Here is a 10,251-nt window from a genome sequence, read left to right as displayed (position 1 = left end):
GTCGAGCATGCCGTGGCGGAACAGCAGCAGGCTGCGCGCCATGGCGGGGTTCGTGTAGGCCAGGAAGGGCAGGACGTAGATCTCGGTGTCCCAGAAATAGTGCCCCTCATAGGTGCGGCCGGTCAGGCCGCGGGCGCCAATCCCGTGGCCCTCGGCGCGCTCGGAGGCCTGCAGCAGCTGGAACAGGTTCCAGCGGATCACCTGCTGGCGGTGCGGGTCGGAATCCTCCACCTCCACATCGGCCCGCTCCCAGAAACGCGCGAGGCGGGCGCGCTGGCGCTCGGCCACGCCACCGAAGCCGAGGTGCAGCGCACGGTCGAGGGTGGCGCTGACGCGAGCGTGGATCTCCCCCGGCGCCACGCCGTCGTCGTAGTGATAGGCGAGCGCCTTCCACAGCCGGATCGGCCTGCCGGGCGCGACCTCTCCGTGGAAGCGCACGCAAGCGAAATCCTCACGGCACTCGGCCTCGGCGACCAGGCGATCCGGCTGCTCCACCACATGGTCCATGCCGCATCCGAGGATGAGGCCCGAGCCCTCGGTGCGGTAGCCGAGCACGGCCCGCAGCGCCGCGGCCTCATGCAAGGTTGGGCACAGCACGCGTGGACCGGAAGCGGGCTCGGCGAGGCGCGGATCCCCCGTGTCGACCGGAAGCGGCGGGTGGAGGACGAGCTCCGAGCACATTGTGATCTCCGCCGCTTCGTCCTCGGCCGACAATTCCCAGGCGAGTGCGGCAAGGTGCCGGTCGTCGAAGGAGACGAGACGCACGGTGCGCAACACGAGGCGCGCACCCGCGGGCGTCCGCCAGGCCACCACCCGCTGCAGCGCGCCCACGCGCATGTCGAGACGGCGGCTGAAGGAAAGCAGCTCGGCCCGGTCGAGGCGGAAGGGCTCGCCCCCCACATAGAGCCGCATGGGCGTGCCGTCGGGTAGGTTCAGCATGCTCTGCCCGACACGCGGGAAGCCGTAGGCGCGCTCCCCGTAGGTGATCGGGCGCAGCTCGTGGAAGCCGTTGAGGAACACGCCGGGCTCGCGCGCCGGCGCGCCCTCGTCGAGCACGCCGCGGATGCCGAGATAGCCATTGGCGAGGGCGAACATCGTCTCGGCCTGGCCGACGAACCACTCCGCGAGTTCCGGGCCGAAGCGCACGGCCTCGAGAGCCCAGGGCTCGACCGGGAAGGTATGGGCGGGCGGGGCCCGACGCATGCGCAGCATGATGTTCTCCGAAGGTCAGGCTCCGAGTCTCGCGGCAAGGCCAAGGCCTTCACCAGTCGTCAGCGCCAAGTGTCTGCATCATATGGGCCGCCACCGCGCCAATGCCTGCAGCCGTCCGAGCCTCCGCAGGCCGCCACCTCGAAGAAGCCGTCGGAGGCGTCCGGGATCATGTATTGACCAAGCCGGATTGCGGATCAGCAGCGCCGTCGGATGGAACCTGCGCGCCGTGCACGGCCTTGGTCGGTAGGCACCGGCACGGGAACCGGACGAAGCACTCGCCGCTCTCGACGACGGCGCGCATCGCCAGCGCCTGCGGGCCATACAGATCGAGCCGGCCCTCGGCGTCGCAGCCGGTGCTCTCCGCCCAACGCTACCACGCCGTGCTGTGCGCCTCGTCCGGCCAGCGCCTGATGATGCTGGCGCCGACGGCGTTCCCCGTCCAGAGCTCGACGATGCGACTGGCTTACCGATCGTTGCGCACGGCATCGCGGGCTCGCCGCGCCACCGTCGCCGCGGCCACGCCGACCTCGGCCGTGGCGCTGCCGCCTGACGGCGCCCAGGCGGAGGCGCGGCTGTCCTGCGCCGCGGCATAGCCCCTGAAGGCGCGCCAGGCATCTCGCAGCCGGCCCATCACATGCTTCCCCCGCGCGAGAAGCTGGCCAGCGTGAGAGAGGGCCGGCGGGCGGCCGTCGTCTCCGCACCGCGCAGCACGGCCAGCGCCCGGCCGAGCTCATCGAGGCTGCGGTATTCCACCGTGCGCCCACCGAAGGTCACGCGCGTGGTGCCACCGGTGTAGGCTGCGGCGAGCGCCGCGCCGCGCCGCGACTGTCGGCAGGCTGCGCCAGCGCCCAGGCGAGGACGGTCGGGTCCATGCTCGTCTTCCGTTCAACGCAGCCAGCCGCTGCGCGGCGCGAGCCGGCCGCGGGGGCGATGGCTGTCCGACGCGGCCGGCGGCGGCGACGGCGGCGGCGCGACATTCCCACCAGCGGGAATCTCGCTCGGCCGCAGCGGCGCGTTTGCGACGTCCTCGCGCAGCCGCGCCCAGAAGCGCTCACCGTAGCGATCGGCCCCGAGCAGCCAGAGCGCCGCGCGCGCCAGCACCGCGCAGTCCAGCGCCTCGTTCCTTTCCCTGAGCTTCGCCCATTCCTGCCGCGCGAAGCCGCGCCGATCCTTCACCGTGCGCAGCTGCTCCGCGACCAGCTGCTTCACCCACTCGGCCTCTATGCCCTGCGGCAGATGCACCCAGCCGGGCGGGAACTCGTCTCCGTCGCCGCGGCCGAGCCAGAGCCGCCGGTAGAGATCGGCCTTCCAGGTCGAGACCGACACCGTCCAGAGCTTCAGGCCGCGCCGCAGCTTGCGGCCGTCGACCATGGCGTCCACCGGCGTCGGCCCCTGCACCGGCTGCGCCCGGTTCTAGCCGTCCACGCCCTTGGTCGGCGCAATGCGGGGATCGTGCAGCCGGCGGAGATGGCCGTAGACCGCCGCGGTGTCCCGCCCGCCGGTGTCGACGCACCCCTTGGCGATGCGCATCGCGCCGCCGCCCAGGCGCGGCCAGTCCCGCGCCAGCAGCTTCGCCAGCGCGTCCCAGGGCTCCCGCTCGCGCGGGCTGCCGGGGATGACGACGTGATCCACCAGCCAGGAGGTGTAGCCGTCGGCCCAGCCCCAGACGTCGCACTCGAGGCGGTCGTCCTGCACGTCCACGCCCGCGGTGAGGCAGAGCGCGCCGGCAGGCACCACGCCCATCCGAAGATCCTCGCGCCGCTTGACCAGGCGTTCCCAATCAGGCGCCTCGCCCTGCTCCTGCCAGGTCTCGCCGAGAGCGGTGTTCTTGAAGGTCTTCAGATCCTCGGGCTTGCCCTGCGCCGCTTCCCAATCGCGGAAGATCTGCTCCCAGGACAGCCAGCCCACCGGGGAGTAGAACGCCGAGATGTGGAAGCCGACCGTGTGCGGATCCTCGGCCACAGCAGTGGCCTGCCACTCGCCACTGGCCAGCATGGCCGTCTTGTGGTGCTCCTCGATCGGGGCGTCGCAGGCCTCGCAGTGGTAGCGCGCCGAGCGCGGCTCGCCCTTCTCCCAGCGGAGCCGCTCGAACTTCAGCCACTGCATCTCCCCGCAGTAGGGACAGGGCACGAAGAACCGCCGCTGGTCGGACGCGGCGTATTCCCGCTCGATCCTGCTCCGGCCGGCAATAGTCGGCGTCGAGACCAGGAAGGCCTTGCGCCGCCATCCGAAGGTGCGGGCGCGGGCCTCGGCCAGCGCGATCGGGTCGCCTTCCCCCTCGACGTCGCCGGGATAGGCGTCGATCTCGTCGAGGAACAGGAACCGCGCCGGCATGGAGCGCAGCCCGACCGCGCTGTTCGCGCCGGTCAGCACCAGGATGCCGCCGGGGAATTCCTTCGACAGCATCGTGTTGCCGCTGTCGCGGGCACGCGAGGGCGCCACCCGCTCCCGCAGCGCCGGCGTCTCCTCCAGCAGCGGGTCGATGCGCTGGCGCGAGAAGCGCTTCGCGAGCTCGACCGTTGGCTGCACCGCCAGCACCGGCGCTGGCACGTGATGGACAATGTAGCCCAACCAGTTATTGCCACTCTCGCTGGCACCCACCTGCGCGCCCTCCATGAACACCACCCGCCGCGCCGGGTGCGGCGCGGAGAGCGCGTCCATGATGGCGCGCAGGTTCGGGGCGCGCGCTGTGCGCCAGGGCCCCGGCTCGGAGGAGCCGCGGCTGCTCAGGATCCGGTGCTGCTCGGCCCAGGCGGAGACGCTGAGCTGCGGCGGCGGGCGGAGCATCGCCCCGGCCCGGCGGTGCACATGCTCACGGGTTCGCGCCACGGCCTCCGCCGGCGCCGCCTGCGGGATCGAAGCGATCGGCGGCCTCCGTCAGCAGATCGGTGACGTGCTGCTGCAGGATGGTCTGCAGCAGGTGCGGATCGACGCCGAGCTCGGCGGCGATGACGCCGGAGACGCGGGCCGGCCAGTTCAGCAGCGCATCGCGCATAGCGCCGTCGACCTCGTCGATCGCCGCATTGGCGACGCCGACGTCGAGCAGCTTGCCCTTGCTCTCGTCGAGCGCGAGGCGCTGCGCCTCGACCTTGAGCGCGAGCTGCGCGACCTTCAGTCGGGCATAGGGCGTGTCGCCGGTGCCGGCGGCGCCGCCGCCACTGGCGAGCGGCGAGCGGGCGGGATCGGCGGTTTCGACCAGACGGCGCCGGGTCTTGTCGATGTCCCACTGGCCGTCCGGCTCACGGCCGATGCGGCCCGTGCTCTCGGCCTTGCGGAGGGCGGTGTCGGTGATGCCGATGCGACGTGCGGCCTCGCGCGTCGAGGGGGTCAGCTCTGGCATGGCGGCAGAAGCAGGCTCCCATCGCGCAAGCGCGATGCGAACCTCAGCGCTGCAGCGTCTTCAGATAGGCCAGAAGATCGGCAATCTGCGCCGGCTCGAGCTGGAACTCCGGCATCGCGGCATGACCAGTGCCAATCCCCTCCGCGAGCGCCTCGGCAAGCTGGTCGACGGGGTATCGCCCGTGCAGGTCACGCAAGGCGGGTGCCTCTGCGAGCGGGCTGCGCCCGGTCGGACCGATCGCATGGCACCTCGCACAATTCTCCTGCGCGAAAGCCTGCCCGGCTTGCGGGCGCACTTCCTGCGCCGAAACAGCAGCCGCAGCGAAAAGGACGACGAGGACAGAGAGCGCGCGCGGCAGCGTCAGCAAGGCACTACTCCTCGGTTACCGTGCGATGCTACCGCGCGTCAGCGGGCGGCACCATGCGCTGGCGCCAACCCGCGACGTGCATCAGCCCGCCACGCGATAGATCGTGAAGGACCCGCGGGCGCCCTCCTTGTTCGGCCCGACCTGCCGAACCCGCTCCAGCACCTCGACCGTGATCCCCTGGCGCTTCTTCAGCCCGGCGAAGAATCCGCGGACCGTGTGCTGCTGCCAGCCCGTCGCCTCGCAGATCTGCGCGATGGTGGCGCCCTCCTCGCGGCGGAGCATCGCCAGCACCGTCTCCTGCTTCGTGCCCTCGCGCGGCTTGCGCGGCGCCCCCGGCTCGCGGACTTGGCGGGGCGGCTTGCCGGCGAGCGCGGCGCGGAGCGCCTGCATCGGCCTGTCGAGGGCGGTGATCATGTCCGCCTCGCGGTTCGCCTCGTCGTCCCAGGCGGCCAGCACCGCCGCGGCGGCGTGGCGCAGGCTGGCGCGCGGGGCCGGCGCGGTCAGGGCGGGGTCCAGCAGGGCGAGGTCCTCGGCGCGGGCGCACGCTTCCGGCGCCGCGGGCGCGCCCTGGGCGGCCTCCGGCGCCGGGGCGTCCTCACCCCCCGGCGTGGCGTCTTCCCCGCCCGTGGGCGCCGTGTTCGGGCCCGTTCCGGCATCCGCCACGGGCGCCGCCGGCTCGACGCCGATGGCGCGCAGGCCCGCGTCGGTGATCTTCAGCAGCATCTCGTCGCCATCCACCGTCCACATTGCGTGCGCGTCGTAGGCGGGGCGGTGCACCGCGATCACCAGGTCCTGCTTCAGCAGCGCCTGCGCCACCTTCTGCCGCGCCCCTGCGGGCAGCCGCCCGGGCGGGTAGGCCAGGTGCTCGGGGTGCTGCGCGGCGGCGGCGAGGATGGCGCGCTGCGTGTCGGAAAGCTTCATCGTCATGGTCTCCGGTTCCGGGGACCGACCCTCGGCCCCTACTGCCGGGAGCCCCGCAGGCCTGGCCTGTCGGGGCGCTGGCGGCGCTGCGTTGCGGCGGGCGCGGCGCGCTACTCGGCGAATTCGCCGCGCTTGAAGTAGCAGTCCGTCACGCTCGCAAGTCGGCTGCTCCAGTGCTCGAGCGTCGCGGCCTTGCCCCAGAGGACGTCCTCGGGATCCGCCCCGAAGTGATCCGCGGTCATCTGCTGCAATTCTGCGACCATCGCGTCGAAGCGGGCCTTCTGCTGCAGGAAGGCTTCAAGGCTCTTCTGCTGGTTGCGGGTGGCGCGGGCTTCGCGGTCGCTCATCGTCGTCTCCGTCGTGGTGCAGGGCATCCCCTGCGCGTGACGGACCATTCGCGCTGTGCCGCGCCCGAGCCAAGCAGGATGCAGCGTCGCGGGATTGCTATGCTGCGGCGGTCCGGATCACATCATGATCGCCGTCAGGGCCGTCGGGCCAGCCGCCGTCAGGAGAAGCCATGGCCCAGCCGCAAGTCCCCATCGACGTGGATCCCGACACGGGCATTTGGCGCACCGATGGCCTGCCGATGATCTACCTGCCGCGCCATTTCCTGGTGAACATGCAGAAGGGGATCGAGGCCGCCATCGGCCCGGCCGCCTACCGCGACATCCTCTACGCCTCGAGCGATCTCTCCGCCCTGCAGTGGTGCCGGGCGGAGGCCAAGACGCACGGCCTGACACCCGTGGACACCTTCCGCCATTACCTCAGGCGGCTGTCGCAGCGCGGCTATGGCCTGCTGGACATCACGTCGCTCGACGAGACCGCCGGGACAGCGACCGTTACGGTGCGCCACTCCGCCTTTGCGCTCGGCTACGGCCCCGAGACGGGGCGGCACGTCTGCTACATGTTCGAGGGCAGCTTCGCCGGCGGTATGCGCTACGTGCTGGCGATGGCAGGGCGCGCGGGCGAGCCAGTGTGTCGCGAGGTAGCCTGCGCTGCTGCCGGGCATCTCGAATGCCGATTTGAACTACGCTGCGATGTCGTCGCGTGAAGTGGCCACGCCGCGCGCCGCGGCGATATCCGCGAATGTCCGGTCCTCGCTGTCCAGCACCGCGACCTCGCCCGTCGCCTCCTGCCAGCGCCGCACGATCACGTCGGCATAGGCGGGGTCGATCTCCAGGAGCACCGCGCGCCGGCCGGTCCGCTCTGCCGCGATCATCGTCGTGCCGGAGCCGCCGAAGGGATCCAGCACCGTGTCGCGCTGCTTGCTGCTGTTGCGGATCGCGCGCTCGACCAGCGCCACGGGCTTCATCGTCGGGTGCAGGTCATTCCGCGCCGGCTTGTCGAAGTGCCAGACATTCCCCTGGTCCCGCGCGCCGCACCAGTAGTGCTGCGCGCCGGCCTTCCAGCCGTAGAGCATCGCCTCGAACTGCTGGTGGTAGTCGGCGCGGCCGAGCGCGAAGGTGTTCTTCGCCCAGATGATCGTGCTCGACCACTTGCCGCCCGCCTCCTGCCAGGCGCGGTGCAGCGTCGGCCACTCCGACGACGACATGCAGACGTAGCAGGCGCCCTTCGTCACCGAGAGCAGGTTCGCCAGCGCCGGCCGGAGGAAGTCGAGGAAGCCGGAGCCGAGCGCGTCGTTGGCGATGGTCATCTTCGCCGCTGTGCCGCCTTCATAAGCAACATTGTATGGTGGATCTGTCCATACCATGTCGGCAAGCGAACGATCCCCGAGCGCCCGCTGCACGTCGGCCAGCTTCGTCGCATCGCCGCAGAGCAGGCGGTGGTCGCCGCACCGCCAGAGATCGCCGGCGCGCGTGACTGGTACGGCCGGCGGCTCGGGCGCGTCATCCGCATCGTCGTCAAAGCCGGCATCCGCCGCGGCCAGCAGCCGATCGAGCTCCATGCCGGAGAAGCCGAGCACGTCGAGGTCCACCACCGCCTCGTCGCGGATGCGCGCGATCTCCGCCGCGAGCAGCGCCTCGTCCCAGCCGGAATTCAGCGCAATCTGGTTGTCGGCCAGCCGCAGCGCCCGGGCTTGCGCTTCGGTGAGGTGCGCCAGCCGGATCGCCGGCACTGCGGCCATGCCGAGGCGCTGCGCCGCCATGACCCGGCCGTGGCCGGCCACCAGCACGCCGGCGGCATCCACCAGCACCGGGTTCACGAAGCCGAACTCGGCAATGGAGGCGGCGATCTGCGCCACCTGCGCCTCGGAGTGCGTCCGCGCGTTCTCGGCATAGGGCACCAGCGCGGCGACGGGAACGGTGGTGACCTGCAGCTCACGCAGCATCGGCGAGGGCCTCCGCACGGGCTGCGGCGATAGCGTCGTAGCCGCGGCCGTCGTCGGCCAGCGTGACCGGCAGATCGGGATGCAGCATGCGCCAGCGGGCGATCGCCAGGTCGACATAGGCCGGCGCCAGCTCGATTGTGCTGATGCGGCGCCCGGTCCGCTGCCCGGCCAGGATCGTCGTGCCGGAGCCGGCGAAGGGCTCGAACACGGTGTCACCCTCGTCCGTGTAGGCGCGCATCAGGAACTCCGGCAGCGGCACCGGGAACACCGCAGGGTGCTCGGCCTCGATCCCCCGACCCTTGTGGCGGGTGATGCGCAGCACGCTGTCGGGGATCCGCATCTCCTGCACCGGCAGGCCGATGTGGGTGTAGGCCTTCACCTCGCCATCGGCCGCGCGGAGCCCGCTGCCCTTGTTCGGCGTGCCCGCCCATTTGCACGGCACGATCTTGTTCGCCTGCCGCGCCTCGCGGTTGAAGTGGAACACGAGCTCGGAGGCCGGCGCGAGGCGACCGTTCCAGTCACCCGGCAGACCGGGCCCCTGATCCCAGGCATACAGCCCGAAGCGCCGCTAGCCCTGGGCGCGCATCCAGTCCAGCCAGCCCTGCCAGTAGGGCTGCCACTCTCCCTCGCGGTGGATCAGGCCGAGGTTCACCAGCAACTGCGCGTCGCGGCGCAGCGCGCCGTCGACATGCGCGAACACGCCCCGCATCAGCGCGTCCCAATCCGACACGCCGCCGGTCGTGTAGTCCCGCTGGTTGCCGTAGGGCGGGCTGGTGAACAGCAGCGCCGCGCGATCCGCGGCCATGACGCGTGCGACGGTGGCGCGGTTGGTGCTGTCGCCGCAGGCCAGGCGGTGCTCGCCAAGCAGCCAGATGTCGCCGCTGCGCGCGACGGCCTGGCGCGGCGGCTCCGGCTCGACATCGGCGGGGTCATCCTCCGCCGGCGCCTCCTCCGTCGCCGCCGCGCCGTCCCCGCCCCCCTGAACCGCGGGCGCCGACCTGGCCCCGGGCGCATCGCTGTCGGACACGGCCTCTCCAGCCGCCGCGAGGATGTCGTCGAGCTCCGCGGCCGAGAAGCCGAGCGTGGCGAGGTCGAGGTCGGGCGCTGCCTGCACTGCCGCGAGCGCCTCCCGCAGCAGCGCCTGGTCCCAGGTGGCGTTCTCGGCAATGCGGTTGTCGGCGAGCCGCAGCGCCTCCTTCTGCGCCGCCGACAGATGCCGCAGCACGATGGTCGGCACCTTCTCGATGCCGAGCGCGACAGCGGCCTCGAGCCGGCCGTGGCCGGCAATCAGGACGCCCGCCTCGTCCACCAGCAGCGGATTGGTGAAGCCGAAGGCCAGCATGCTGGCCTTGATCTGCTCGATCTGCGCCGCGCCGTGCACGCGCGCATTGCCGCGATGCGCGCGCAGCTCCGCCACCGGGCGCAGCACGATCTTCGCCGCCAGCCAGGGGAGCGTCATCGGGCCATCCAGGGATCGGGGTGGGTGCGAACCATACGAACCGCAGCTGCGAACCGACGCAGCCATGGTTCGCAGCTACGGCGCGGAAATCACGTGCAAATGGTGCGAACTGCGAACCATATTTCCGGGCTGGCGCTAGCGATGTTGCGCGCTTCCGCCCCCCGCATACGCCAGGCCCAGGAAGGACCCTGCGGCTCGCGAGCCACTGTCTCGATCGAGCGACGCCGTGACTGGTGAGCCGCGTCGTGGCCGCAATTCAACGAGTGTCGATAGATTACCCGATGTGAGTTCCGGTTCGCAACGCGACAGGATTTCGCTCCACTTCCTTCTTTCCACCTTCCTTGGCTGCAAATTCTGATACGCTGGCATCATGAGCAGGCCACCGCATCGCGGCGCAGGGCGCACGCAACAGTTCGGCAATAGGGACACGGCAAAGAAGCAGGGCGTCGTGGTCAGCTATCTGGCCGCATACCTGCGGGTGATGTCAAAGCAGCCCTTCCACCTGTCCTATGTCGATGCCTTCGCGGGATGTGGTGCGCGCATCGACGCGGCGGAGTCAGAGACTGAACCGCCCCGGGTTCGCCGGAGGCTGTTTTGTTTGGGTCATGCCGCCAGGGCGGCCGGCTCCAGTTGGGTATAGTAGCGCGCCTCAGCCTCGGCCG

The 10,251-nt window shown here is 71.2% G+C and carries 10 protein-coding genes and 3 pseudogenes; 1 reads left to right on the top strand and 12 read right to left on the bottom strand.

What is annotated here, in order from left to right; all coding sequences use genetic code 11:
• The 9 genes and pseudogenes from ACESM1_RS29660 to ACESM1_RS29620 form a co-directional block, all read right to left on the bottom strand.
• Positions 1-1,212: pseudogene (locus tag ACESM1_RS29660) on the bottom strand (family 65 glycosyl hydrolase); the annotation flags it as partial.
• 166 nt (positions 1,213-1,378) lie between these two features.
• Positions 1,379-1,570: pseudogene (locus tag ACESM1_RS29655) on the bottom strand (hypothetical protein); the annotation flags it as partial.
• A 105-nt stretch (positions 1,571-1,675) separates the two neighbouring features.
• Positions 1,676-1,843 carry a hypothetical protein gene (locus ACESM1_RS29650; RefSeq protein ID WP_372624890.1) on the bottom strand — a complete coding sequence of 56 codons (168 nt, stop codon included), beginning with the start codon at positions 1,841-1,843 and terminating at the stop codon, positions 1,676-1,678.
• Entirely contained in the window at positions 1,843-1,986 is a 144-nt protein-coding gene (locus ACESM1_RS29645) for a phage head-tail joining protein (RefSeq protein WP_372624888.1), read from the bottom strand. Before ACESM1_RS29645 ends, ACESM1_RS29650 begins: the two co-directional genes overlap by 1 nt.
• A 111-nt stretch (positions 1,987-2,097) precedes the next feature.
• Positions 2,098-3,873 (bottom strand): annotated as a pseudogene (locus tag ACESM1_RS29640) (phage terminase large subunit family protein).
• Between the two features lie 151 nt (positions 3,874-4,024).
• The gene (locus tag ACESM1_RS29635) at positions 4,025-4,552 is read right to left on the bottom strand and encodes a hypothetical protein (RefSeq protein ID WP_372624886.1); all 528 of its coding nucleotides are present in this window, start codon (positions 4,550-4,552) and stop codon (positions 4,025-4,027) included.
• A gap of 43 nt (positions 4,553-4,595) precedes the next feature.
• Positions 4,596-4,919 carry a c-type cytochrome gene (locus ACESM1_RS29630; RefSeq protein ID WP_372624884.1) on the bottom strand — a complete coding sequence of 108 codons (324 nt, stop codon included), beginning with the start codon at positions 4,917-4,919 and terminating at the stop codon, positions 4,596-4,598.
• An 81-nt stretch (positions 4,920-5,000) separates the two neighbouring features.
• A complete protein-coding gene (locus tag ACESM1_RS29625; RefSeq protein ID WP_372624882.1) occupies positions 5,001-5,846 on the bottom strand; it encodes a DUF3489 domain-containing protein in 846 nt (281 codons plus the stop codon).
• A 104-nt stretch (positions 5,847-5,950) separates the two neighbouring features.
• Positions 5,951-6,187, bottom strand: coding sequence for a hypothetical protein (locus ACESM1_RS29620; protein WP_372624880.1), 237 nt, complete (start codon positions 6,185-6,187; stop codon positions 5,951-5,953).
• Positions 6,188-6,357: 170 nt separating this feature from the next.
• Between ACESM1_RS29620 and ACESM1_RS29615 the strand changes: the two genes are divergently transcribed.
• Entirely contained in the window at positions 6,358-6,891 is a 534-nt protein-coding gene (locus ACESM1_RS29615; protein ID WP_372624878.1) for a DUF5943 domain-containing protein, read from the top strand.
• Here ACESM1_RS29615 and ACESM1_RS29610 read toward each other — a convergent pair.
• The 3 genes from ACESM1_RS29610 to ACESM1_RS29600 form a co-directional block, all read right to left on the bottom strand.
• Positions 6,868-8,130 carry a site-specific DNA-methyltransferase gene (locus tag ACESM1_RS29610; RefSeq protein ID WP_372624876.1) on the bottom strand — a complete coding sequence of 421 codons (1,263 nt, stop codon included), beginning with the start codon at positions 8,128-8,130 and terminating at the stop codon, positions 6,868-6,870. The genes ACESM1_RS29615 and ACESM1_RS29610 overlap by 24 nt on opposite strands.
• The gene (locus ACESM1_RS29605; protein WP_372624874.1) at positions 8,120-8,614 is read right to left on the bottom strand and encodes a DNA methyltransferase; all 495 of its coding nucleotides are present in this window, start codon (positions 8,612-8,614) and stop codon (positions 8,120-8,122) included. The genes ACESM1_RS29610 and ACESM1_RS29605 overlap by 11 nt, the downstream gene beginning before the upstream one ends.
• 84 nt (positions 8,615-8,698) lie before the next feature.
• Positions 8,699-9,589 (bottom strand): ParB N-terminal domain-containing protein, encoded by an 891-nt coding sequence (locus ACESM1_RS29600; protein WP_372624872.1) that lies wholly within the window; start codon positions 9,587-9,589, stop codon positions 8,699-8,701.
• Positions 9,590-10,251 lie beyond the last annotated feature (662 nt).

Origin of the sequence: Falsiroseomonas sp. (assembly GCF_041690465.1) — a bacterium.
Lineage (GTDB): Bacteria > Pseudomonadota > Alphaproteobacteria > Acetobacterales > Acetobacteraceae > Falsiroseomonas.
This window is presented reverse-complemented; position numbering and strand designations above follow the sequence as displayed.